Origin of the sequence: Vallitalea okinawensis (genome assembly GCF_002964605.1) — a bacterium.
GTDB classification, from domain to species: domain Bacteria; phylum Bacillota; class Clostridia; order Lachnospirales; family PQDH01; genus Vallitalea_A; species Vallitalea_A okinawensis.
Window position 1 is genome coordinate 1 of record NZ_PQDH01000030.1, and the last position, 23,584, is coordinate 23,584.

At 32.0% G+C, this 23,584-nt stretch carries 28 protein-coding genes, 2 tRNA genes and 1 pseudogene; 14 read left to right on the forward strand and 17 right to left on the reverse strand.

All coding sequences use genetic code 11. From position 1 onward, the window contains the following. The coding region (locus C1Y58_RS25500) for a hypothetical protein (protein ID WP_207655823.1) at positions 1–447 on the forward strand (447 nt) is incomplete at its 5' end. A gap of 441 nt (positions 448–888) precedes the next feature. Further along, positions 889–1,028 (forward strand): annotated as a pseudogene (locus tag C1Y58_RS27200) (serine--tRNA ligase); the annotation flags it as partial. Positions 1,029–1,092: 64 nt separating this feature from the next. Here the strand turns inward: C1Y58_RS27200 and C1Y58_RS25510 are convergent. Then, positions 1,093–1,377, reverse strand: a complete 285-nt coding sequence (locus tag C1Y58_RS25510; protein WP_105619981.1) for an ArsR/SmtB family transcription factor — start codon at positions 1,375–1,377, stop codon at positions 1,093–1,095. Positions 1,378–1,598: 221 nt separating this feature from the next. Here C1Y58_RS25510 and C1Y58_RS25515 point away from each other — a divergent pair. Together C1Y58_RS25515 and C1Y58_RS25520 are read left to right on the forward strand one after the other, a co-directional pair. Then, positions 1,599–1,689: transfer RNA gene (locus tag C1Y58_RS25515), tRNA-Ser, on the forward strand. A gap of 50 nt (positions 1,690–1,739) precedes the next feature. Further along, positions 1,740–1,813, forward strand: a tRNA-Arg gene (locus C1Y58_RS25520). A 104-nt stretch (positions 1,814–1,917) separates the two neighbouring features. On the opposite strand, the gene C1Y58_RS25525 is transcribed toward C1Y58_RS25520, so the two are convergent. From C1Y58_RS25525 to C1Y58_RS25565, 11 genes are all read right to left on the reverse strand, one after another. Further along, positions 1,918–2,871 carry a tyrosine-type recombinase/integrase gene (locus tag C1Y58_RS25525; RefSeq protein WP_105619982.1) on the reverse strand — a complete coding sequence of 318 codons (954 nt, stop codon included), beginning with the start codon at positions 2,869–2,871 and terminating at the stop codon, positions 1,918–1,920. A gap of 4 nt (positions 2,872–2,875) precedes the next feature. Beyond that, the gene (locus C1Y58_RS26630) at positions 2,876–3,040 is read right to left on the reverse strand and encodes a hypothetical protein (protein WP_157950284.1); all 165 of its coding nucleotides are present in this window, start codon (positions 3,038–3,040) and stop codon (positions 2,876–2,878) included. A 68-nt stretch (positions 3,041–3,108) separates the two neighbouring features. Continuing rightward, positions 3,109–3,795, reverse strand: a complete 687-nt coding sequence (locus tag C1Y58_RS27355; protein ID WP_456300741.1) for a rolling circle replication-associated protein — start codon at positions 3,793–3,795, stop codon at positions 3,109–3,111. 929 nt (positions 3,796–4,724) lie between these two features. Further along, positions 4,725–5,279, reverse strand: coding sequence for a hypothetical protein (locus C1Y58_RS25535; RefSeq protein ID WP_105619984.1), 555 nt, complete (start codon positions 5,277–5,279; stop codon positions 4,725–4,727). After that, positions 5,279–5,599 carry a hypothetical protein gene (locus C1Y58_RS25540; protein WP_105619985.1) on the reverse strand — a complete coding sequence of 107 codons (321 nt, stop codon included), beginning with the start codon at positions 5,597–5,599 and terminating at the stop codon, positions 5,279–5,281. Before C1Y58_RS25540 ends, C1Y58_RS25535 begins: the two co-directional genes overlap by 1 nt. A gap of 14 nt (positions 5,600–5,613) precedes the next feature. Further along, on the reverse strand, positions 5,614–5,964 hold the full coding sequence (locus C1Y58_RS25545) for a hypothetical protein (protein ID WP_105619986.1): 351 nt from the start codon (positions 5,962–5,964) through the stop codon (positions 5,614–5,616). 13 nt (positions 5,965–5,977) lie between these two features. Continuing rightward, positions 5,978–8,299, reverse strand: coding sequence for a hypothetical protein (locus C1Y58_RS25550; protein WP_105619987.1), 2,322 nt, complete (start codon positions 8,297–8,299; stop codon positions 5,978–5,980). Positions 8,300–8,311: 12 nt separating this feature from the next. Beyond that, the gene (locus C1Y58_RS25555) at positions 8,312–9,007 is read right to left on the reverse strand and encodes an NlpC/P60 family protein (protein ID WP_105619988.1); all 696 of its coding nucleotides are present in this window, start codon (positions 9,005–9,007) and stop codon (positions 8,312–8,314) included. A gap of 74 nt (positions 9,008–9,081) precedes the next feature. Continuing rightward, positions 9,082–9,408: a hypothetical protein gene (locus C1Y58_RS25560; protein ID WP_105619989.1), complete on the reverse strand. Its 327-nt coding sequence runs from the start codon at positions 9,406–9,408 to the stop codon at positions 9,082–9,084. Positions 9,409–9,458: 50 nt separating this feature from the next. Beyond that, positions 9,459–9,623, reverse strand: a complete 165-nt coding sequence (locus C1Y58_RS26635; protein ID WP_157950285.1) for a hypothetical protein — start codon at positions 9,621–9,623, stop codon at positions 9,459–9,461. A gap of 60 nt (positions 9,624–9,683) precedes the next feature. After that, positions 9,684–9,911 (reverse strand): hypothetical protein, encoded by a 228-nt coding sequence (locus tag C1Y58_RS25565; RefSeq protein WP_105619990.1) that lies wholly within the window; start codon positions 9,909–9,911, stop codon positions 9,684–9,686. A gap of 393 nt (positions 9,912–10,304) precedes the next feature. Here C1Y58_RS25565 and C1Y58_RS25570 point away from each other — a divergent pair, with 393 nt between their 5' ends. The 5 genes from C1Y58_RS25570 (at position 10,305) to C1Y58_RS25590 (ending at position 16,361) form a co-directional block, all read left to right on the forward strand. Next, positions 10,305–10,691, forward strand: coding sequence for a helix-turn-helix domain-containing protein (locus C1Y58_RS25570; RefSeq protein WP_105619991.1), 387 nt, complete (start codon positions 10,305–10,307; stop codon positions 10,689–10,691). 67 nt (positions 10,692–10,758) lie between these two features. Next, positions 10,759–11,763, forward strand: a complete 1,005-nt coding sequence (locus C1Y58_RS25575) for an abortive infection family protein (RefSeq protein WP_105619992.1) — start codon at positions 10,759–10,761, stop codon at positions 11,761–11,763. Between the two features lie 17 nt (positions 11,764–11,780). Then, positions 11,781–12,479, forward strand: a complete 699-nt coding sequence (locus C1Y58_RS25580; protein ID WP_207655824.1) for a DUF4145 domain-containing protein — start codon at positions 11,781–11,783, stop codon at positions 12,477–12,479. A 103-nt stretch (positions 12,480–12,582) separates the two neighbouring features. Further along, a complete protein-coding gene (locus tag C1Y58_RS25585; RefSeq protein ID WP_105619993.1) occupies positions 12,583–13,458 on the forward strand; it encodes a hypothetical protein in 876 nt (291 codons plus the stop codon). Between the two features lie 290 nt (positions 13,459–13,748). After that, the gene (locus tag C1Y58_RS25590; RefSeq protein ID WP_105619994.1) at positions 13,749–16,361 is read left to right on the forward strand and encodes a P-loop NTPase fold protein; all 2,613 of its coding nucleotides are present in this window, start codon (positions 13,749–13,751) and stop codon (positions 16,359–16,361) included. A gap of 241 nt (positions 16,362–16,602) precedes the next feature. Here the strand turns inward: C1Y58_RS25590 and C1Y58_RS25595 are convergent, their stop codons facing one another. Further along, complete coding sequence (locus C1Y58_RS25595; protein WP_242985478.1) at positions 16,603–17,196, reverse strand: site-specific integrase; 594 nt, start codon at positions 17,194–17,196, stop codon at positions 16,603–16,605. A 15-nt stretch (positions 17,197–17,211) separates the two neighbouring features. Between C1Y58_RS25595 and C1Y58_RS25600 the strand changes: the two genes are divergently transcribed. From C1Y58_RS25600 to C1Y58_RS25605, 3 genes are read left to right on the forward strand one after another with little or no spacing between them, the layout of a single operon-like run. Continuing rightward, on the forward strand, positions 17,212–17,841 hold the full coding sequence (locus tag C1Y58_RS25600; RefSeq protein WP_105619996.1) for an ATP-binding protein: 630 nt from the start codon (positions 17,212–17,214) through the stop codon (positions 17,839–17,841). A gap of 2 nt (positions 17,842–17,843) precedes the next feature. Next, positions 17,844–18,017 carry a hypothetical protein gene (locus C1Y58_RS26640; RefSeq protein WP_157950286.1) on the forward strand — a complete coding sequence of 58 codons (174 nt, stop codon included), beginning with the start codon at positions 17,844–17,846 and terminating at the stop codon, positions 18,015–18,017. A gap of 20 nt (positions 18,018–18,037) precedes the next feature. Next, positions 18,038–18,259, forward strand: a complete 222-nt coding sequence (locus C1Y58_RS25605; RefSeq protein WP_105619997.1) for a hypothetical protein — start codon at positions 18,038–18,040, stop codon at positions 18,257–18,259. Here C1Y58_RS25605 and C1Y58_RS25610 read toward each other — a convergent pair. The 4 genes from C1Y58_RS25610 to C1Y58_RS25625 all read right to left on the reverse strand — a co-directional run bounded on the left by C1Y58_RS25610 (position 18,256) and on the right by C1Y58_RS25625 (position 22,099). Further along, positions 18,256–18,498, reverse strand: coding sequence for a hypothetical protein (locus C1Y58_RS25610; protein WP_105619998.1), 243 nt, complete (start codon positions 18,496–18,498; stop codon positions 18,256–18,258). The two genes, C1Y58_RS25605 and C1Y58_RS25610, sit on opposite strands and share 4 nt — an antisense overlap. Before the next feature lie 196 nt (positions 18,499–18,694). Then, the gene (locus C1Y58_RS25615) at positions 18,695–19,675 is read right to left on the reverse strand and encodes a lactonase family protein (RefSeq protein ID WP_105619999.1); all 981 of its coding nucleotides are present in this window, start codon (positions 19,673–19,675) and stop codon (positions 18,695–18,697) included. Between the two features lie 263 nt (positions 19,676–19,938). Continuing rightward, entirely contained in the window at positions 19,939–20,859 is a 921-nt protein-coding gene (locus tag C1Y58_RS25620) for a beta-propeller fold lactonase family protein (RefSeq protein ID WP_157950287.1), read from the reverse strand. A 244-nt stretch (positions 20,860–21,103) separates the two neighbouring features. Then, complete coding sequence (locus C1Y58_RS25625; protein ID WP_278286149.1) at positions 21,104–22,099, reverse strand: beta-propeller fold lactonase family protein; 996 nt, start codon at positions 22,097–22,099, stop codon at positions 21,104–21,106. A gap of 130 nt (positions 22,100–22,229) precedes the next feature. Here C1Y58_RS25625 and C1Y58_RS25630 point away from each other — a divergent pair, with 130 nt between their 5' ends. Together C1Y58_RS25630 and C1Y58_RS25635 are read left to right on the forward strand one after the other, a co-directional pair. Next, positions 22,230–22,478 (forward strand): hypothetical protein, encoded by a 249-nt coding sequence (locus tag C1Y58_RS25630; RefSeq protein ID WP_105620002.1) that lies wholly within the window; start codon positions 22,230–22,232, stop codon positions 22,476–22,478. A 555-nt stretch (positions 22,479–23,033) separates the two neighbouring features. Further along, positions 23,034–23,417 carry a hypothetical protein gene (locus C1Y58_RS25635; RefSeq protein ID WP_105620003.1) on the forward strand — a complete coding sequence of 128 codons (384 nt, stop codon included), beginning with the start codon at positions 23,034–23,036 and terminating at the stop codon, positions 23,415–23,417. Positions 23,418–23,584: the final 167 nt, after the last annotated feature.

The following is a 23,584-nucleotide window of genomic DNA, read 5'->3' on the forward strand; positions in this document are numbered from 1 at the left end:
GAGGAATTCCTAGAGGAAGAAGGTTGGACCGAAGAAGAACTAGAGGAATTCCTAGAGGAAGAAGGTTGGACAGAAGAGGAACTGGAGAAATTCTTAGAGGAAGAAGGTTGGACAGAAGAGGAACTGGAGAAATTCTTAGAGGAAGAAGGTTGGACAGAAGAAGAACTGGAGGAATTGATAGAGGTAGAGGAGTGGACAGAAGAAGAACTGGAGGAATTCTTAGAGGAACAAGATTGGACAGAAGTTGAACCGGAGGAATTCTTAGAGGAAGAGGATTGGACCGAAGAAGAACTGGAGGAGTTTATTGAGGAAGAGGATTGGACCGAAGAAGAACTAGAGGAATTCATAGAGGAAGAGGATTGGACCGAAGAAGAACTGGAGGAATACTTAGAAGAAGAGGGTTGGACTGAAGAAGAGCCAGAGGTATTCTATGAAGAAGAGGAGTGAATAAAAACTCCTTTGAAGAAAGTTAGTAGAGAACTCGGAGGTGCGTACGAAAACGACCATCATCATGAAATAAACATTACAAATCCCATAGTTAGATAGATGAGGTTTAACTATATAAAAACATAGCACTGGAGTGTATGAAATTAATATTGAAATAAAAAAATCCTGAACTTCGGGGGGAAGGAAGTTCAGGTTTGAGGGGGGTATTAGATGATGTACCTAAGAGGGGTGAAATAAAATTTGCTCTTCGATCCAAATTTTATTTCACTTAAAGTACAACGCTGTAACTTTGGTACATTATAATGGTTACCATTTTAAAATTTATTTATTCACCTTATTGACAAATTTTTTTATAATGATATTATGCAATCACCTTAATTGAGCACACCATAAGTATCAATAATTATAGATATAATATAACGTTAAGGATCCAAATTTACTCATACATTAAAGGGATCAGGTTTAGATGTAGGAAGAACGATAGCTGCAATCCTAGAGAATTTTCAACAAAAGGATGGAACTATTATCAAGTGTTAAGACCTTATATGGGGGGAAAAGAGCAATTTGAAATAGCAAAATAGGTAAAACAGTATAAAATGAAACAGTGCCTCTATATGGAGAGCACTGTTTTTTATGTTAAAATTTTTATTCCAGAGGAAAGAGAGTATTTATGATATTAATCGTATCATCATCTACTACAGTATAGTTTATTTCTAGCCCATTTCGTGAACCTTCTATAATGCCTGCAGCCTTCAATTTAGAGATATGCTGAGATATAGTGGATTGTGGTAAGCTTAAACAATTTTGCATAAAAGAAACATTGCATCCTTTGTTCTGAATCAAACCACGAACTATGCATAATCTAGCTGGATGACCTAGAGCTTTTAAAATCTCTGACACACGGGAATACTCATTAACATTGAAGTCCATGTTATCACCTCTTATCGTATTCAATTATTATATTATTACAATTTACAAAAGAAGTCAAATGTTTTAATTTTAGTATGTATCCTTTTATTATAAAATATGTTTTTAATACCCTATTATTGACAACATGATTATTTTATGATAACATTATTTTATCTTAATTTAGCAAGCTAATAGAATATATTGGCTAAAAATTTCTGGGCATGAATGCCCATATATTATGTGGAGAAGTACTCAAGTGGCTGAAGAGGTGCCCCTGCTAAGGGTATAGGTCGTTTGCGCGGCGCGAGGGTTCAAATCCCTCCTTCTCCGCCATTAAAATATCTCTTTTCATTATTGGAAGGAGATTTTATATGTAAAAACATGCACACATAGCTCAGCTGGATAGAGCATCGGACTTCGGATCCGAGTGTCGTGGGTTCGAATCCTACTGTGTGCGTTAAGATAGCTAAAAGCCTTGATTTTCAAGGCTTTTTTGTATGTTTGTTATTAATTTAATTATATCGTTTTTCTTGTGGGAGTCCGAGTGTCGTTTATCGTCGATTAGACATAATTCTTCTTTTTAATTATAACATTATCCACTGGACTTCTTTCCTTATGACGGTTAATAGTATAGGCACTAGCTAAATGTAAATACTTCCTAGTCATTTCACTGGTTGTATGACCTAAAATCATTTGAAGAGATATAATATCACCATCATTCATTAAGTAATAAGTGGCGAAAGTATGTCTAAGCATATGAGCATGAAGCCGTTTTATACCTGACTTTTTCTTCATTCTAGCCATCATACTCTTAAATGCTGAATCTGTGAAAGGTGAACGATCTCTATTAAGAAATAATCTACTAGTTGGATACTCCGACATAGACCTATAGAAGGACATATACTTATGCAATGCTTTCTTAGTATATAAACCCATTGGAACAATTCGGTCTTTATCACCCTTGCCACCCCTTACATATATCGTACCTCTTACTAATGAAACATCTTCAATAAGTAAATTAATAGATTCAGTCTTTCTTAATCCACTATCGAGCATTAATAATACAAGGCACTTATTTCTCATTCCTGTCTCTGTACGAGCATTAAATGAATTTAATAGAATATCAAATTCAGAGGGGTCTAAAATATCAACATGCTTCTTTGGTACTCTAGGAAGCTTAATTCTCTTCCCTACATCTGTATCAATATAACCCTCTGCATATATCCAATTAAAGAAAGCACGTATCGCACGGATATAGGATTGAACAGTAATCTTTTTAATTGGTTTTTTATACTCGGGATGAAAGACTGTATTTTGCCACTTAGGTCTTTTAGTTATGTGTAATTGATATTGGTCAACGTTAGGCTTTTTTACTGTGTTTATATCGGTATCTGAACCTATATATTTTTCAAAATCCTTTAATTTCTGCTGATAGTACTCATAGGTACGAATACTATTTTGCCTAATCTCTTGTTCCATCAAAAATAGTTCAATTGCATTTGAAACTGTTATCATATACTTACACCCCTTTTACATACTCTATCATTAGTTTTAACTTATTATATTGTCTTCTAAACCTTTTCTGTTCAGTAGATTTCAATTTATCAAATGTTCCATTATCTAGTTGAGTATTCATGTCTTTAAGTTGGCTTTCATACTTAGTTAATACATAATCACAATTCATTCTAAATCCTCCTTAAAGCTTGTATTTCCAAGTTTTTCATGCTATAATTGACTTAACAGTTTTGATTTTTACTTTATGTCGTTAAAGGTTATTCTTTTAATGGCATTTTTTTTATTCCCTTGATATATGTAATCTCTTGCTTTACAACCATTTAGTGTTTGAGGTATCTCATATTCACTTTCATTTATTAAATAATTATTAGTTTTTTCTAGGCTTTTTCCTACCATGAATTCAATTTCATCATCCATCCAACCATACTTGTTACAGTTATTTGTCATTATGATAGGCTTGTCCAATCCCTTTGAACAGAGATAACTTTTTTCACCTGCTAATCGAACTATGTTTTCCTCTTTTAGCATGTATTGCATGGTCTTTGTTATGTATGCACCTACGTTTTTGAGCCTGTCAGAGGTGTTTTGAGCCGTCATGTCTTCCCTATCCTTATTTATATATAAACCATCCTTTTTCCCTATGCAATCGAGCCATACACCACCTAGTTTCCATATCTTATCTTTGAATACGTCCCACTTGATGAATGGCATATTGAAAAATATACAATGGTAATGGATTGCACCTCTGTTATTTTCGTCTTGAAACTCCATGACTGCCACATATCTTAGTTTATAGTTTTCATCCTCTTTTCGAACCTGATAGTTAAACCTCATAATGAATTTTCTAAATTGATCGTTACATTGTTGAACGTCTGTAATATCAAACTTGCCATTTACTTTATTATCATCAAAGGTAAGAGTCACGGCTACTATACTACCAGTTTCAGAATACGCATTAGCATTTATAGTTCTCATTAGGTTTACTTTTGCTCTCTTGATGGATTTCTTTCTAGTGTTTAGCCATCTGTTATAGTCTGATTGTTCAAAATGTTGCGTTAACTTATTTCGTCTTTCTAAATCTTCTAGACTTAATTGTCCTTTGTCCCTTTCGTCTGATTCTAAAAGAGCCATTGCTATTTCCTTATGCTCTTGATACTTTGATTTTCTTTTCCTTGGCACTTCTTTGCCATCCATATCAACCAAGCCTATACTCTTTAAATCAAATTTAATATAGTCTTTTCTTATAGGTCGTTTATAATCATACACCTGAATCAAATCACCACTTATTACTATCTTTCGATTATATGCGGTCATGTCAGGTTCTTCATAATCAGGTCTATTTAATATGTGTTGAAAACAATTTTCGCTTTTATCCCAACGTGACCATGCTTTTAACTCTTGATTTCCTATCATCAACTCTGATTCGTCCTGATATGAGCAATAGTCTTTCACAAAATCATGGGTATACATTTTAAAAATCACCTCACATAATTTTTCTGCTTATTTGCGACCTAGAACAAGTAAACTATATACATAGGTCGAAGTGATTCAATTTTGACAGACGACACGCATCTAATTTGATGTTTTAAACCTACGCTTAACCTGCGGTGCTAATGTTATTCATCAACCGTTGTCTAGGCTATTATTTTGATTGGTCAAGGGGATTCCTCATTATGCTACCCAACCAAAACAACAGTCATCCAACTAGGCTAACCGAGTTATATAACTCATGAACACTAAAGTATGTAACTATTAAATTATCTTGTGCTTATGACTTCATTACATTGCCATTAATTCACCTAAAGGGCATGTACATGCTGCGCTTTGCTCATGCCCTTCTTAACGGTGAATTCTTAAAGGTCATCTGTAATATCATTGTACTTAGATGCTCCTTTAAGAAAATTAGAGGGTTTTTCAGTTGTATCGTACCATTTGAAGAATGGAACGAATCTTTCTTTGTTAAAGACGTTTTGTCCTAAAAGAACGTAATCCTCACCTATCATAGGACGCTCATAAATGGACTGTATAACGTTTTGACCATCTATTTGCATAACATGGGTAAAGTCAGCCATATCACGTATATTAACGTCGATAGAACCTAGTCGAGGTGCTATAAATATAGGTTCAAGGAACTGTTTGCGGCTTATAAGTTGAAAGTGTTTTAATGCTTTATTATCGGGTTTTGCACTATCACGGCTATTAGCGAATATCTCGGTTTCATCAAGAATAAGAACTGCACCTAATGAATTGAGTACATCCTCATAGCATGTTAATCTTTCCGTCATGCCGTGTATGTTAAAATTAGCCTTGATGTCATAACCTAGGTAACTCTGTATAGCATAAGCAAAGGCAACGGCTATACATGACTTGTAAGAGCCTAGACGACCACAAATAATATGTATTGCCATTAGTTACTCACCTTCATTCCGATATTGGTTTTCTCAATGAGTTTCTTGTTGTTCTTATACTCGATACCTTTTAAGATGTCTTTGGCACTATCAGGACTATATTTTGAGAGTTCTAGCCATTTATCTATAAATCCGTTAACTTCCTCTACTTGGAAGTACTGATTAAGCATTTTAAGGGATTGAATAGCTACAATCTGTTTTTTAGTAATCTTAATACCATGTTGCTGTATTATTTCTAAGTCTCTTGTATCGTCTTCTCTCTGTCCTCCAAGGAGTTCTTGGACTGCATTCATTTTTGACCTGTCTAAATCTTTACTCACGATCAATACACCTCCTACATGGATAAAGCATTAAGAAACTGTTGGAACTGGATGACCATATATACATTAATGACAGCGGAACCCCCTGCGATAACAATAACGATAAACTCAACCATAGTCAGCTTATCTCTCACTAGTGCTTTGAAAAACATGGATTTAAAGAGGTTTTGGCTATGCTGTAAAAATGCTTCACTTTCCACGTCGATAGAACCTATGACATAGTACTCATGACGTCCGTGTTTTTTCTCTGCGGATTCTATAGGATAGGTTTCTTTAGTCCAAGTTTCTATCATTCCATTTCTTATTGATTTAATTCTTTTATAAACAATCGTGTTATCATCTATGACTAGTAATCTTTTGCTCATTATGAACCTCCATCTACTTTAAAATTATCAATATAACAACTAAAATAACGAATACTATAAGTAACCAATTATCACCGAAAAAGTCCTTTGCCTTCTGTCCGATTGTGGTTTCTTCCATCTTGTCTTGTGCTACTTTTAGAACTTCTATTTTACTGACTTCATCAACTATATTCTCAGCAGTTTCTATAATTTCACCGCCAGTTGTAGGGTCACCCCATGCATTGCCAGAAGCATCAATTAAATTGGTTGATTCTAATATAACCGTGTTATTGTCGTCGTCTTCATACTCGATTTCAAACTTGGCATATGTAGCATGTATGGACACTTTTTTGAACTTGAATATGTCCGTATAGTAAGGCTTGTTATAGTCCATGTTGACGGTTGTTGACTCGTGCTTGAAAAAGGTGGGAAACTCACGCAAGATATTGCCATTCATGTCCTTAATCCTAATTTCTTTAGCTTTCTTGAATAAGCTTTTTTGTGTTGTTTTAGCCGTCAATATAAAGTAATTGCTATCTGTTGTTATGACCAATTCATTGGCAGGAGGGTCGGCTAATGATGTATCAATTTGCAGATTAGGAGAGTATAAAACTGTTATTGGATATTCGGATATTATAGAGCCATTCTCTAAGGCTCTAAAGTTTAAGGAATAGCTTCCTTCATTCTCAATATAGAAAGCAACATCATAGACATACATCTCAACTATTTCAGTGTTCATTACATATTGCTTTATACCTTTATAACTAGCATTTACCGCCTTGGCTTCCCCTGTTGATTCCAATACGATAACGTTTCTAAAGTCATTGATTAGTTCTGTATTAATTTCTAATGTACCGCTAAAATCATTAGTTTTGGACTGTTCTTGTAAATTCCATAGATATCGAAAGTTATCATCTATTTCCTTGATAGGGGTACTATTTGCAAACTGTTTAACCTCGTCAATATAGTTATCATATTGGTTAGTACTTGAATAATCATCAAAGATATAAGGAACAGTCGTGTAGTTATCATAATGAGAATACAGCATTAAGGGGGTATACCTACCTGTATTACTCTGTTTGATTGATGATATATCCATAGAAAAAACATAATAGTTATAACCTATAGCACGGTAAGTATTGGGTGGTGTAGCACTTACAAGGTTGCCATCTTTATCATAGTAGTAGAATTTAGGATTACTATTGGTTGAACCGCTATTATTATGTACAATATAAGAAATATCGTCGGGCATATCGTCCAGTAATATACATGGTGTCTTACCATTTACCCTAATAGCGATAGCATTAGACCCTATTCTATCAATGGTAGGTATATTATCATGAATCAAGCTTGTATTAGTGCTTAAATCCTCAATAGTTGAAGGTGTGGCATGGTAACTAATGGCTGGGTGGTCATTCACCATTAAATGATTAACATGTGAAAGAGTAGTTACAAATGAGTCGGCAGGTCGTCCGCTATGATCAGGAGATATTTCACCATCTGTATTGACGTAGTTATAGAGTTCAGTAAATGACCTATGAAAGACTTTTCGACCAAAGCCATATATATCAACTCCAAATGTTGTGTTTCCCTCTTTCAATGTTCCGACAATCTGAAAGTAAGGCTCTGTACTTCCCACATAACGCTTAGTTGTTATATCCAAGTTATTAGAAATAACGATAAAGTCTGAGGTGGAATACTTGATTAATTCTGTCTCTCCAAAAACCATGTCAGCATTAGCACACTGTTTCATGTTAATGGTTAAATTTCTTGTAAGGGTATCATAGGTAAGGGAATCCGCATAAAACATCTGCGGAAACCCGTCTATTTGCTCTTGTGGCTTTTCATCCAGTTTAATATTAATAATATTAGATACTGGTTGCGTAGAGCTTTTACTTAAAAATAAATCCCCGTTCACATCTAACATATCTCTATTTGTATATTTGATTGAACTATCACCTTGTATTGTTCCTTGTATATCCCAATAACCGGTTGAAGTTCTCGATTCTTCAAGACTCCCATCTTCTGAATAAGTATCTATTTGTAATTGAAAACTCCCAAAGCTACAATGTAATTCTTGTTGTGATGAATCCCATTTAAGGTCACAGGCTTCATTCAAAGAGGTAACAACTACCCATCTCTCGGGATTGGTATTTTTATCTCTCTTGTAGATGACTTTATGTAAATTAGAACTATTGGCTTCAGTGGTTAGATTAATTGGTATAGAGGAACCGCCCCCACCAGGTACAGCCACCTCAGCGAATACTGTTATATTGCCTAATGCTATAATCGAAACTATAAAGATTGACATTACTACACATAAAAGAAATGATAATCTTCTATCCCCTTTATCCATAAAGCTTACCTCCTAACTAATTCTTGACGTTGTGCCTTTTAATACCCAATTGGTAGTTGTATCTGTCAGTAAGGTCTTTCTTACTCCGATACCCCCAGCACTTTCATATATGTAATATTGATTGATAGTTCTATCTATCAGAACTATGGCGACATGATCTATCTTTGATGGGTCTGTTGTGCCGTCGCTTGTCCTAAAAATTAACGTGCCATTCTGTACATTGTCTTGTAAATCTCCTGTTATAGCACCCTTTACCGAACAGGAATTATATTGGTTATATGAACCGTCGGGAAAGTCCTTTACACCACTTAACCAAAATAGATAAGTGATGAATCCCGAGCAATCTAGTCCATATGGCTTGTATGAAATAGTACCTTCATAATCTTCCTCCCTAAGTTGCCCGAAACGTCTATCTAATCCAGTGTTAGGGTCTATGTCTGTTGCTTTACCATTCCAAAAGTACTTTATTTTTGATTGAGTCGTACCGAATTGAAAAACGCTGTCTGAAAGGACTTTTGCATAATTTTCTAAGTCAATTAAATCAGCTTCAAGCTTAGACTCGTTTATGTAATTGATAGATGTGACAACTTCATAATCTGTATCAGGTTCATTGGTCAAATCATCTCCCAAGGCATCACCTAAATCCATAAAGTAGACAACTACGAAGACGGCTACCAATATGAAAATTAACTTTGCTACTTTACTCAATTTCTCACTCCTTTATAACATGTCGTATATGCATAATAAGACTATAGCTATTAGCATCATCACTATAAAACCCATCATGATAGGACACCACCTATTTTAAGAGCAACTATTAAGAAAAAGGCTATAACCGTTGCTACTGATGCAAGAACAAGGTTATTATCCTTACGAGCCTTTTCCTTTGCTTCTTGAATCTTTTGAAGTTCCAAGTACGCTTTAACAATGTCATCCTCTATATCAATATCTATATTAGTAATCTCTACTTGTTGGATAGTCTCAACAACTTCTGATTCAGTTAATGGGATTTCTGACGCTTGTACTTCTGTATGGTTAAAATAGAAAATTGCTAAGATGACAAGTATTGAAATGACGATACTAGAATATAGATAAAACCTGTTATCCATGCTTTCACTCCTTTAAAATAAGGGAATAAGATTTAACTTATTCCCTTTTACTAAAACGCAAATTTCTTCACTAGACCTGCAACGATACTAACGAAAACTAGTGTCAGTATGTAAGGCCACCATGTTTCCATCTCGGATTGTGCTGCTGCACTTGTTGCGGCGGCATCTAAGAATGAAGGTGTATTTGCCATGGCTGCATTGATTATATTACCCATCAATCAAACCTCCTTAGTTGTGTGATTATGTATGTAAAAGGCTTTCGCCGTGATACCTGTTTAAAATGCTTCACGGACTGAAAGACCATGCTTACCATTGAAATAGTAAGAACTAGCTAGGACATTCAACTCAATCTCTTGTCCTTCTTTGACACCGTTAAACGTTGCATTCTGAGCCTTGACTCTTAATAAGTCCTCACCTGTTTGAAACAAAACTAAAATTGGATTCTTCATTTCTCCTGTCATTGGCTTCTTCTCCATTACTTTACCTGTAATTTTCGCTTTCATCTCTTCACCATCTTCCCTAAATTTAATTGAATATTCTTATAATGATTGGTTCTCTACTGAATTTGGGTATGTCAATAGTTGCTTGTGTACTGTCAAAAACATATTGTTTACACAGTCATCTACTCTGTAATTAAAATGCAGTACCTCTATTTTTTCTTCAACAGTAATCACATGAATACCCGTTATTAAATTGATAAAAATGTGAAATAAAGATTAGTAAGGATTAGTAATAGATAGGTCTTTTTACAAGTGGCATTATATGGTATAATGTAAAGTTGAAGGGTAATAAAAGTAAAATAACCCTAATATTTGTGATATATTTAATATAATACCCTAATTATAGGGTTATGTCAATAGTGATTCCCTATTTTTTTGGATATTGGAGTTGAAATTATGTACAATAAATTCGGTGAAAGACTTAAGGGTGCAATAAAAAAAGCTGGATACACTAATGCTAAAGCTACTCAAGAACTAGGATTATCTAAAAATACAATTTCAAATTACATTAATAAAAATGTGCCCGAAACTGTGGTAGCAGTGCATAAATTAGCTGAATTATGTAATGTTACAGTTGATTATTTATTAACAGGTAAAGAAAATAAATCAGAATTAAATGATGATGAAAAATACTTAATTGAATTATATAGAATATTGAATAACAAAAATAAAATTAAAGCTGAAGGTGAATTAGAAAGATTAAATTCACTGCAAGAGCAGCAGGAAACTTTGGACAAATTATCAGCTTCGACAACTTCAAAAACAAAAGATAAAGCAGGATAAATATAATAAAAACTCTGCTTTTTGAAGCTATTATAATTATGTAATAGGTATTGGAGGCTATAAGCAAATGATAGAAAAAAAAGAAAAATTATTAGAACTAATTGAAGTTTTTAATCGCTTTAGATTGTGTGGCCCTAGCGATGATCCTGATGAGCAAACAGGGGTTGTATATAGTCTCAAGGATTTAATAAAAAAATTTAAATACTATGGAAAGTATATAAATAATGTTGAGTTAAGGAATGGCTTACTATCCATTGATGATGCAATAGAAGATATTTATGACGCCTATGATGCTTATAGTGATTTAAGCAATATTGTGGAAGAATTAGAAAGTTATCTTGATTCCTCCGAAAATACCATTACCTATGAGTTTCTTAATCCATTTGAATGGGTTCAACTTATTGAATCAATAGCATGTGAACTACAAAAAACAATGATAACTACCGATATAAATACCTTTTTGATTACATATAATATTACTTTTTTACCCCAGGATACTGTGCAAAGTAAAAGAACATACGTGAAAAGTATTCTTCAAAACGTTCAAGATCAGAAAACCGTTATAAAAATAGCTGAAGATTTAGGTCTCAGACAAAAAAATCAGCTAGTACAAGAACTGGAATTAAAAAAAATTAACAATAACTATATTAATCAGCAAATAATGAAATGTAATAAAAAAATACAGAATGGGGATTATGATGGAGCTATTACTAATGCTCGTACACTGATTGAAACTGTTTGCTTACATATTCTTGATGAGAGTAATGTGGAATATAAAGATGATGGTAATTTAATGAAACTACATAAGTCAGTAGCAAAAATACTAAACATGCTACCTCAAAATTATCAAGAAGATAGCTTAAAACAAATATGTTCTGGTTTTATTAGTATTGTTAATGGTATTTCATGTATTAGAAATGATTTAAGTGATGCTCATGGTAGAGGTAAGCTAAATAATTACAAAGTTGAGAGCAGGCATGCAATATTAGCAGTTAATTCATCAAAAACAATTACAGAATTTCTATTAGCTAGTTGGTTGCAGAATATAAATAATGATAAAAATATAAATTAAAGAAAGGAGAAATATAAGTGAATTGTCCACATTGCAAGAAAGATATACATTTGGTTAAAACAGAAAATTGTTGTCATGAGATCAAAAGTCAAGTTGGGTACAATTCAGGCGTTGGCTGTGGTACAGCATCAGGAGTTTGCCCTGCATGTAATAAATTAATAGTATTCTATGTTGAAGGCAGACTAATGCTTGATGATGAATTTTGTGATTATTATATGCAAGAACCCTATGATACCGAACAAATAATTTATCCAGATAATGTATCGAATGTTACATTACCTGACGAAGTACCTCCAGAATATAAAAAAGATTTTGATGAAGCTGCCAAAGTATTATTATTGAGTCCAAAAGCCAGCGCTGCACTTAGTAGACGATGCTTACAAAACTTCTTACATAATCATTTAAAAATTAAAAAAAGGAGTTTAGCTTCTGAAATAGAAGAGTTTATTTGCTTGAACAATATTCCAAGCTACATAGCTGAAGCTGTAGACGCGGTGAGAAATATTGGTAATTTTGCTGCTCATCCTTTAAAAGATACTAATACTGGTGAGATAGTTGATGTAGAATCAGGTGAAGCAGAATGGTTACTTGAAGTGTTACAAACCTTGTTCGACTTTTATTTTGTACTTCCAAAACTCCATATGGAACGAATAGAGAAATTAAATTCAAAATTAAAATCCTTAGGTAAACCAGAAATGAAAAGCACAAGTAAATAGATGAAAGCCTTTAACAAAATATTTCAGTTCTGCTTTACCTATATGATAATTTATACGGATAAGTTCAATTTTGAGCAAATAAAAAAGTTTCTGGAGGATAGATATGAACACACTTAAAAATGATTCTATAGATGTTAAGCAGGTAATTCATGAGGAAATTCAAAGCTGCGAGAGAAAGATCAAACTAAGTATAATACAGATTATTCCCCTCCTATCTATTTTGATATTAATAATTAAGACAGTACTTAATACCACAGTAGGTTATTATACAAATAACAGTAATAGTATAATATATTGGATAGCGTTGACCAGTAATGGATGGGTTACGCTCTTTCTTATAATTAATCAGTTCTATCGAAAAAAAACAATTGAAAATTTATCCATTAAACAGATTTCAAGGTTAGATAAGAAAAAGGGATTATGGGGATATGTAGTAGAAATATTTTTAGTGATTACTGTGGCATTAACTAATTTATTTGTCATTGTTAGGATGAATGGTTTTCCTTATAAGGTAGGGTACATAATATATTTTATTATTGCAGTTATAGGTTTTATTGGTAAATTAAATTTTATTTATATACAATATATTAAATGTATTAATAATAATGACTTAACAAGCAATAATGATGATGACTTACCAAGTGATAATCGAAATAAAACATCTGCGATTTTTGGTTTTGTTATAATACATATAATGTTTTTTATACTGTGTATTATACATATGTTATATGAGGAAATGTATTGGGTGGAAATGGAGGTATTTATTCTAGGAATTTCCATTGCTTCTTTTTTTGTTTTTCTAAGTTTGATTTTCAGATGTTTGGGGACTTATTATGAGATTATATGGTTAATGGAATTAGATACTAGACTTCGGTTTAAAAGATTTGATGAAAATAAGGTATTAAATATACTTGAAGAGCAGTATATTGATCGATTCAGAACAGAATTAATTCATGTTGAAGATAGTGATTTTGAGTAATATAATGAATATGATGATAAACAATTAATAATAAATTAAATTTTAATCTACCTTACTTTCTTAATATTGATAGATACGTTATCTATTAACGGTATCATTATTCTACATTCTTATCATGAACTCCTTGACATGCATGAAGTCATCTTCATTTGCTTGAGTTCTGTATTTTACATTAATGAAGTGAAGCTTAGGCTTCGCTATTTTAATACGTTTTCTACCATATTAAGTATTTTTATGATATAATTATAATTTATTTCTAGTTTACATTGAAAATCTCCGGAGGTCAGTTTATGAATCATTTTAGACAAGCAATTTTAACTAATAGCATAGGCAATAACTTGTTAATAATAATATTGGCTTGTATTATTTTGCTAATTATTTCAACTAATTTATATGATGAAAAACCTCATAAAACCAGAGTAGAGATTATAATGGTTATAGGATTATTATATTGGCTTAGTTTAAGTCCAGCATTCAAAATACCAGAAAATATAATAATATTTATTAATCATTTATTACCAATAGCCATTGGCACAATATTGTATTTAGCACAAAAATATAAAACTTCTATAAAAGAAGAAATAAATAAAGCATTGAAAATAATTTTGTATATCTCAATATTGAATATCCTCCAAATTGAAACAATTAATGGTGGCATTAAGACTTTTACTGATTCTCAAAGTCTTACATTCATTTTTATTAGTATATATATTTTTTTGCTTTTTTCAGTTTTATTAAACGAAATTTTTTTACATGAGGAAAGTGAACATAGAACAAAAGATGAAGAAGAAGATAATGAAGATAAAGATAAGTTATATCCTTGGAGGAAGTCTCAATTAGATCAAATATTTAATATTCTAAACAATCTAAATCATAATAATAACGAATTTTGTATAGGTATTGTAGGAAAATGGGGACTTGGTAAATCTTATCTTATCGATAGTTTCAAAGGTGAAATTGCAAATAAAAATTATACGTATGAAATTATTGAAATAAATGCATTTTTTCTTGAAGATAAAAGAAATATGATTCAAAAATTAGAAAATCAATTAAGGATAATATTTGATAAATATAATATATACAGTGGTATCGGAAGTGATTTAAGCCAATACATATCTTCTGCAAAAGACTTAATAGGTGATGACAAAAAAAAATACATATTTGATAAGATAATGAGTAGTTTTATCACTCCTAATAGTTTCAAAGTTCTAAAAAATAGATTAGAGAATACAATTATGCAATTAAAAATAGAAAACAAAATGAAAGGAATTATAGTTATTATCGATGATCTTGATAGATGCAATGAAGATATTATAACTGATACATTGAGATTCATTAAGGAAATCCTTAATTTAAGTTGCATAATACCTATATTGGTATATGACGAAGACTATATAAGTACAGTAGGTCAATTTTCCAGAGAATTTATGAGTAAATATGTTAGCGAACTTATTCATATAGATTCTGGCTCATTTATTAGTATTTTAGAATTTCATTTACAAGAATATTCTTTACATAAGTATAAAAATGAAATTATTAAAACATTTAAAACTATTATCAGTTCCTTAGAAAGTAGCTATAAAATAAAAATTAAATATGATCTTGAAAATAGTAATGTAAAAGATGCTATAGAGTATATTAATAAAGCTGATGATACTTTTAGATTGGAATATGATTTTATAAGTATTTTTAATAATAGTAGAAATATAAACAAAATATTACATGAAATAAATTATATGATAAAAGAACATACTATTGAGACGAATACAGAATATGATTTAGTTAAAATATTTATATATGCAGCAACAATTAAAGTTATTTTTCGAAAAGAATGGAATATTATTGAAGATAATTATGGTGATTTTATAGAGTTATATCATAAAATATCTATAGAAGAAAATTATATCTACATCAATAAATGCAAGCATATATTATCCAATCCGGTTCTAAAACTGCTAATAAATGAAGTAAGTATGCTTAGGGTTATAAATGAAAAAATCCCATTATCTTTTAGAAGCACTAATAGTACCGATAATATGTTAAAAAATGAAATACTTAGACTTAGAAACCTAATATATACTCCAAAAGCCATATCTCCTGTTAGTTCTGAAAAAGAATGGCTTCTAAAAGTTATTAAGAATAAAAAAGATATAGATTATGAAAGGTTTGTTTTTACTGTACGATTCTATATTAATCATAATGATAGAGATATTTTTAATAATATAAATCAGGCAAATCTAGTTGAATTACTTCTAAATACATTTAACTCTTTAACTAATAGTAATGATGATATTTCAAGACAAAAAAGGCTTTTAATTGACACTTTGTTTGATTACGGATTTAAAGATACATTATTTAAGGATATGTTGATAGAATTAATGAAATGTAACAATTCAGAATTTAGGTCAAGGATAGAATTACTAATGATAAGTAAATCAGATGAAAAAATAACTATGCTAAAAAATATAGCTTTTGCTTTAGATTTTAAAAGTACTTATGAAATAGAGGAAGATGAATTTGGAATAAGACAATTACAATTACTAATATCACATATTAATAATCACTTAATGCATCTTGAATTTGATTCTATAAAAAATGTGATTAAAAAATATAAAACAGATATTGAAAATGTTTTACAATATATTGAAAAAAATGACCTACCTCTACTTTGTGATATCGAAAAAAGATATAATGATAGTATCAATAATAAAACCCAAAACCAATTTAGTCCTTCCAAAGAGTTTGTTGATAATTTCTGTAAAGCTCTTAAAGAAGATAATATTCCTAAAATACGTGAACTAGATAAAGATTTTTTGCATTATCCATCATACATAATAGAAGATGTAAATTTACAGCGCTCCATATTAGAATATGTTAATAGTAGTAATAGTACCTCCGATTAATATTTATGATACTAAACAAGGAATCAATATTTGAGTAATTGCTTCGTCAACTGATATTTGTGTCAATATTAACTTTATTGTGCTGAATGTGACTTCGGATCCGAGTGTCGTGGGTTCGAATCCTACTGTGTGCGTTAAAGAACCACCTAAAGCCTTATGTATCAAGGGATACAGGACTTAGGTGGTTTTATTATTTCTACGAAAAAGCGTAAAAGGTTGCAGTAAGGTTGCAGTAGAAGGGTTAAAAAAATAAATCATTAATTTTTTCAACATCTATTGCCATCTTTTCTGGCATTACATGAGTATAAATATTCATGGTTGTAGTAATGTCTTTGTGACCCATTAACGATTGTACTGTTTTTATTGATACATCATTCTCAAATAATCTAGTTGCATAAGTATGTCTTAGGGAATGGAACTTCTTATATTCGATATTAGCTCGCTTTAAGGCTCTGGTATAAGCACGTGTTAAGTTGCGGGTATCGATTATATTTCCTAGCTCTGTACAAAAAACAAGATTATTGTCTTGATACAGTTCTTCATTATTTAGTTTTTCTTGATCTTGTCGTTCTTTGTGTAGCACTAATTCATTAATTATATTAGTTGGTAATGGAATAGTTCTAATACTACTTTCTGTTTTAGGTGTTTGCTCTATATTAATCCATTTCCGAGTGCCGTCTTTTCCTATTTTAGTTACCTGCTTTATTGCTTTGGTAATAGAAAGTGTTCTATCTTCAAAGTCAGTATCAGCCCATTTTAAGGCTAACAACTCACCTAACCTTAATCCAGATCCTAATGCCACTAAGAGGAAAAGGACGAAAGGCTTGCCGCACAAGATTTACAAGCTAAGATGTCAAAGTTTATAGCATACAGTAATGTTGATGGTAAGTTTGAGTTATCTACGTTTGAAAATTGGGAATTTACGAAAGATAACGAAAAATTATACACTTTAGGGCAAGCTTTTTGTAATAAATTTTTAAGTGGACAAACAATCGAGGGACTATTAATCAACGGTGATCCTGGTGTTGGTAAATCATATTTTGCATATGCTGTTGTTAATGAAATGTATAAAAATAATAGGACTGCAATAGCTATCAGTGTTGAAAACCTGCTTGGTATGATTAAAGAAACATTTAATAGTAGTGGCAAAGTAGGAGAAATGTCAATCATTAATACTCTTAGAGAAGCAAGTTTAATAGTGTTAGATGATTTAGGAGTAGAGGTAAAAACAGAATGGTCCACTAAAACTTTGTACAAGGTAATTGAAGCAATTAACTCTGCAAATAAGAAACTTATAATTACAACCAATATGACTACTGAACAGCTTAAGCAACATCTTTTATCATCAGATGGAGTAGCTAGAACATTTAACAGAATACAAGAAATGTGCGTTCCTATGACTGTTAAAGGTGATAGTTGGAGGACAAAAGGTGTAAGAGAGAGAAAAACTAATTTCTTTAAAGATTTGGGTGTGATTTAGAAATGTTAAAAATGTTAGAACCAAATTGGAATGTAGTATTGCCATATATGAGTAGGTCGATTTGTAAGAAGTGTAAACGACAAGAGTACGGGTATTGTAATGTTCATAAAGGGAAGTTTTTGCATGTAGCTGAATGGGAATGTAAGTACTTTCAAGAAAAACAAGTTGCAAAATAATTGTTTAGGGAAGTGATTCAATGCCAAGGAAGAAGGTTGCAAATAGCAAGAAGTTAATTGAGAAATATTTAAAAGAACCTGAGAAAGTTTCTAAAGAAGACATACAAAAAGAAACGGATTTAGAATGTTGGGATTGCCAAAGATTTAAACTTAATGAGGGGCAATGCTTCGGTAAGAAAAGCATGGTACCTTGCTTAATATTCTTAGAATTAGCTAAAAGAATAAAAGAGAAAGCTAGTTAAATATTAGGGTAATCAATAAACGACATAACAGTTAAAATTATCGCTGCAGCATACCATAAGCCAATTATAATATAAAGTATTTTCTTATCTTCATGATCATTATTGTAGTTTTTATCCATGAGACCATATACACCTGCAATAATTGTTATGTACCTAAAACCAACATATAGTTTGAAGACTGAATAGAAAAATAAGAATACATAACTTATATAAAAAAGAATTTTCAAAAATGTTTTCATCTTCTAAGTTCACTCCTTCTTAAGAGTCTTTGTATTAACGTATCATTACCTTACATACTAGATAATACCATGAATGGATAGAGTGAACAAGAGATGACTAAATCATAATTTAAGGATTGGGGGAGTTAAAAAAGGTAGCTATCATCACAAAATAAATGTATCAAACTACCTTCTGGGAAGTTTTATTATCATTATTTCAACCGTTATCATAAACTATAGCTGTTAATTCGATATTAAATACTGTTACTTTAAGCGTTGGTGGTATAGAAAGAGGTTTAGTAATTGTAGTTATTGCTACTCTTAAAGGACTATTTCCAACAGTTACAGTCTGAATCTCCATATTATCAGATAATCGTATTACTGATACATTATTATCGTCAGTATTTGCAACATATGCAAATTGTCCATTCGGAGTTATGGCTATTCCTCGAGGTGCGTCTCCAACAGTGATAGTTTGAATCACCATATTATCTGATATACGTATTACTGATACAGTGTCAGAAGATGTATTCGGAACATATGCAAACTGTCCATTTGGAGTTATTGCTATTCCTGAGGGAGTTGAGCCAACATTGATAGTCTGAATTACCATATTATCTGATAACCTTATTACTGATACAGTGCCAGAGCCTGAATTCGGAACATATGCAAACTGTCCATTTGGAGTTATCGCAATTGCCACGGGGAGGGAGCCAACAGTTATAGTCTGAACCACCATATTATCTGATAGCCGAATTACCGATACAGTACCATCCAACTGATTGGTAACATATGCAAACTGTCCACTTGGAGTTATTGCAATTCCAAATGGTCTATCCCCAACAGCGATAGTCTGAACCACCATATTATCTGATAATCGTATTACTGATACAGTGTCGTCGTTACCATTTGTAACATATGCAAATTGTCCATTTGGAGTTATAGCTATACCTAAAGGACCAACACCAACAGTGATATTCTGAATAACCATATTATCTGAGGTTTGTATTACAGAGACATTACTACCAAATGAATTGACGACATATACAAACTGCCCATTTGGAGTTATAGCTATTCCAAAGGGAACACCTCCGACAGGCACAGTCTGAACCACTATATTGTCTGATAATCGTATTACTGATACTGTACCATTAGCACCACTAACATTAGTAACATATGCAAAAGATTGCAATGACATAAGAACTCTCCTTTCTATTTTAATAAACTTAAATGATTAGATTATAAATATGAATTCTTATGTTGCTACTATATTATATTCGTAAATATGTACAAGCGTATCAAAATCAAAATAGTTTAAATAACTAAAATTGTGTTTAATGAGGTGGGATTAATGAAACATATAGGTAGCATATTACATAAACTTTGCAATGTACTACCTGTATGGATTGCTTAGCTCGTTTCATAAACGATGGCTTTTAAGTTATTTTAGTTACTGTAGTCTTAACAAGAGGGATTAGATATAGCATTAGAAGTTGGAGTTATAGCTATTGCTATCGGTTGATCTCCAACATGTGTTGTCTGAATGACCTTATCATCTGATATACGTATTACTGATACAGTACCAGAATAATTATTCACAACATATCCAAACTGCCCATTAGGAGTAATGGCCACCCCTAAAGGAGCACCCCCAATACGCACAAGATCATCGAGCTGATTATAAAGTGTATCTATCACATACACATTATAAGACGTGATAGTAGTAACATATACAGTTTGTCCATCAGGAGTTATTGCTACTTCGATAGGGTCTTCTCCAACACGTATAGTCGCTACCACCTCATTTAGGGATACATGAATTACTGATACGTCGTTGGAACCTCTGTTTGCAACATATGCGAATTGCCCATTAGGCGTTATGGCTATTCCATTAGGTAAGTTTCCAACAGGTACGGTCTGAACGACCTTATTATCAGACAGTCGTATTACAGATACATTACTGTCCCAAGTATTAGTAACGTACGCGAATTGTCCGTTGGGAGTTATGGCCAATCTTAATGGCGTGTTTCCAACAGGTACGTTCTGAACGACCTTGTTATCAGACAATCTTAATATAGATACATTATTGCCCCCAGAATTAGTAACATATGCGAATTGTCCGTTGGGAGTTATGGCTATTCCATAAGGTAAATATCCAACAGGTACGGTCTGAACGACCATATCATCAGACAATCGTATTACAGATACATTACTGTTCCCTCTATTAGTAACGTACGCGAAATGTCCGTTGGGAGTTATGGCTATTCCAGAGGGGGAATTTCCAACAGGTACAGTTCGAACAACCATATTATTTGATAATTCTATCACTGATACACTAGCATCATTTCCATTCGTAACATATGCAGAAGGTTGATTTGCCATTAAAATGTTCCTTTCCATACAATATTTTATACTACATTATATTCAGTAATTAGTACAAGCGTTATTTACATTTGGAAAGAGAATATTAAATTGTTGATTATATACAATAGGGATTTGCTATGAACTAAATATTAACAAAAGCTCTGTTTAATGAAGTGTGAGAATGATACTTGATAGAAATGGTTATTGAAATATACAAGTAGCATATTACTAAACATTGCAATGTACTACCTGTATAAGTTACTTAGTTGATATCACGAACAATGGCAGTTAACTCTATATTAGATACTATTACTTTAACGAAAGAGGGATTTAGTATAGGATTTGGCAGTGGAGTAATTGCGACTCCTGTAGGAGAATCTCCCACAGACACAGTTTGAACTACCATATTATCTGATAAACGTATTACTGATACATTATCATCCGAAGAATTAGCAACATAAGCAAACAGTCCATCAGGAGTTATTGCTAATCCACGTGGGGCATCTCCTACAGGTATAGTCTGAATGACCATGTTATCTGATAAACGAATTACAGATACATTATCAGATAATGTATTAGTAACGTATGCAATTTGTCCATTAGGAGTTATTGCAATTTCTAAAGGTACTATTCCCGTAGGTATAGTTTGAACGACCATATTATCAGATAATCTTATTACTGATACAGTGGCATTGCCACCATTAGCAACATAAGCAAACTGTCCATTAGGAGTTATTGCTACACCCCGTGGGCCATCTCCAACAGGTATAGTCTGAATGACCATATTATCTGATAAACGTATGACAGATACATTATCAGATAATGTATTAGTAACATAAGCAAACTGTCCATTAGGTGTTATTGCTACACCTTGTGGGAAAACTCCAACAAGTATCGTTGTTAATAGCATATTAGTGGATACTTGGATTACTGATACATTGTCACTAAAACTGTTTGCAATATATACTAACTGCCCATTAGGTGTTATTGCTAATCCAAAAGGACGAATCCCAACAGCTATAGTTTGAATGACCATATTGTCAGATAATCGTATTACCGATACATCATTACTGTTCCCATTAGTAACGTATGCAAATTGTCCATTAGGAGTTATTGCTATCCCACCAGGATCAGTTCCCACAGGTATAGTTTGAATGACCATATTATCAGATACACGTATTACTGATACAGTGCCATCGTTTAAATTCGTAACATATGCGAAAGGTTGATTTGACATAAAAACACCTCGCCTGCAGATTCATTCGTTACTACATTATATTCAATAATTAGTACAAGCGTTATTTACTTTTAATTGGAAAAATGAATATAACTAAGAATACAAATAAAATATTGTTTAAAGTTCGGTTTAATGAAGGAAGAGAACAGCATTGAAGAAAATAAATATTTATTATTTTAATGACGGGTTAGATGGTGTTGTTGCTGCAAAAAGTTTAAAACAAGCTTCTAAAATAGTAGCCAAAGCGATTGGTGGCTATAGTTATCGGCAAATTCTTGATGATGTTAAGAACTATGATAAAAATGGATGGAAAGCAGATGTTGATTGGTCTTGTGATGTATGGGATGGACCAAAGAAAGGGAGAAAGAAAAGGAGCGGTATCTTAGGATATTGTCAGTAGTATTTAAAATCAGGTTTAATTCGCATTAAGAAAGACTCCAAAAGGAGCCCTCTATGTTCTTTAACTTATTAGAACGATTACTAAACTAGCAAGGCTAATTAAAGTAATTAGATCTAATTTTATGCTTAGTTCCAACATAAAATCCCTCCTTCATTTATGACATTAACCAATAAAGGTAGATGCATATTGAAGGTATGGCATTGCCATGAATTATAGTTAAAGAACTTAAATAATATTAGCATATATTTGGAATTTTGTAAATGCACGAACTTTGAAACAATGCTTAGTAACGATTGATAGAAATCTCTCTAGAAAGAAAAAAATACAACCTTTTTTAATTTTCTTCTTGACGCCCAAAACCTTGAAAGGGATACTTTATAGTTAATAAAGTAAATAGTGAAGTAGGTGAGAAAGTGGGAAATGATATGGTCACTTGTGAAGTAACAAATTCCCCTGGGAAACGAACAGCGGAGAGAAGACATTAAAAAATTATGCAAAGGAAGAATAAAAGGAAAGAACTAGAAATCAAAAGGATAAAAGCTAGGAGGATATTATATGAATTACATAAAAGAAGCAGAAAATCATCTTTACCACTATAGAGCTCTTACACTAAGTATAGACAATATGCAAAGAGAAAGGAATAAACTAATTCTTGAAAATGGACCACATGATATAAGTAGCATAGAATTGAATCCTATGAAAGTAAAAGGTGGAAAACAACAAGATGAAGCAATTAATACTCTATTTAAGATACAACAACTAACTAAGAGTATTAAAGATACTAAAGAAAGACTAAGTGACATTGACAAAGTATTAGTCAATATGAATACTATTGAAGCAGATATACTTAAAAAGTGGTACATTCAAAAGGATGATAAGAATGAGATTGCAAGAACAAATGATAGCTATTCAAGTATTATACAGAAAATCAGAGATTAAAGAGGCATACTTTGCCTCTTTTTTGTTCATTAAAAGATAGATTAATACATATATATCATAAACTTATTAATTTTAAAAGGGGATTTTGAACGAGTCTGTAACGTAAACTGTGTAAAAATCTCCATCCTGGTTATAATCCAAACAATCAGGAAGGAGATTTTTTTATG

Coding starts and splice junctions, on each gene's coding strand:
- C1Y58_RS25510 (WP_105619981.1), bottom strand. CDS start 1,377: ATGGACTTCAATGTTAATGAGTATTCCCGTGTGTCAGAGATTTTAAAA.
- C1Y58_RS25525 (WP_105619982.1), bottom strand. CDS start 2,871: ATGATAACAGTTTCAAATGCAATTGAACTATTTTTGATGGAACAAGAG.
- C1Y58_RS26630 (WP_157950284.1), bottom strand. CDS start 3,040: ATGAATTGTGATTATGTATTAACTAAGTATGAAAGCCAACTTAAAGAC.
- C1Y58_RS25535 (WP_105619984.1), bottom strand. CDS start 5,279: ATGGCAATACATATTATTTGTGGTCGTCTAGGCTCTTACAAGTCATGT.
- C1Y58_RS25545 (WP_105619986.1), bottom strand. CDS start 5,964: ATGAGCAAAAGATTACTAGTCATAGATGATAACACGATTGTTTATAAA.
- C1Y58_RS25550 (WP_105619987.1), bottom strand. CDS start 8,299: ATGGATAAAGGGGATAGAAGATTATCATTTCTTTTATGTGTAGTAATG.
- C1Y58_RS25560 (WP_105619989.1), bottom strand. CDS start 9,408: ATGGATAACAGGTTTTATCTATATTCTAGTATCGTCATTTCAATACTT.
- C1Y58_RS26635 (WP_157950285.1), bottom strand. CDS start 9,623: ATGGGTAATATAATCAATGCAGCCATGGCAAATACACCTTCATTCTTA.
- C1Y58_RS25565 (WP_105619990.1), bottom strand. CDS start 9,911: ATGAAAGCGAAAATTACAGGTAAAGTAATGGAGAAGAAGCCAATGACA.
- C1Y58_RS25570 (WP_105619991.1), top strand. CDS start 10,305: ATGTACAATAAATTCGGTGAAAGACTTAAGGGTGCAATAAAAAAAGCT.
- C1Y58_RS25575 (WP_105619992.1), top strand. CDS start 10,759: ATGATAGAAAAAAAAGAAAAATTATTAGAACTAATTGAAGTTTTTAAT.
- C1Y58_RS25585 (WP_105619993.1), top strand. CDS start 12,583: ATGAACACACTTAAAAATGATTCTATAGATGTTAAGCAGGTAATTCAT.
- C1Y58_RS25590 (WP_105619994.1), top strand. CDS start 13,749: ATGAATCATTTTAGACAAGCAATTTTAACTAATAGCATAGGCAATAAC.
- C1Y58_RS25600 (WP_105619996.1), top strand. CDS start 17,212: ATGTCAAAGTTTATAGCATACAGTAATGTTGATGGTAAGTTTGAGTTA.
- C1Y58_RS26640 (WP_157950286.1), top strand. CDS start 17,844: ATGTTAAAAATGTTAGAACCAAATTGGAATGTAGTATTGCCATATATG.
- C1Y58_RS25605 (WP_105619997.1), top strand. CDS start 18,038: ATGCCAAGGAAGAAGGTTGCAAATAGCAAGAAGTTAATTGAGAAATAT.
- C1Y58_RS25610 (WP_105619998.1), bottom strand. CDS start 18,498: ATGAAAACATTTTTGAAAATTCTTTTTTATATAAGTTATGTATTCTTA.
- C1Y58_RS25615 (WP_105619999.1), bottom strand. CDS start 19,675: ATGTCATTGCAATCTTTTGCATATGTTACTAATGTTAGTGGTGCTAAT.
- C1Y58_RS25620 (WP_157950287.1), bottom strand. CDS start 20,859: ATGGCAAATCAACCTTCTGCATATGTTACGAATGGAAATGATGCTAGT.
- C1Y58_RS25635 (WP_105620003.1), top strand. CDS start 23,034: ATGAATTACATAAAAGAAGCAGAAAATCATCTTTACCACTATAGAGCT.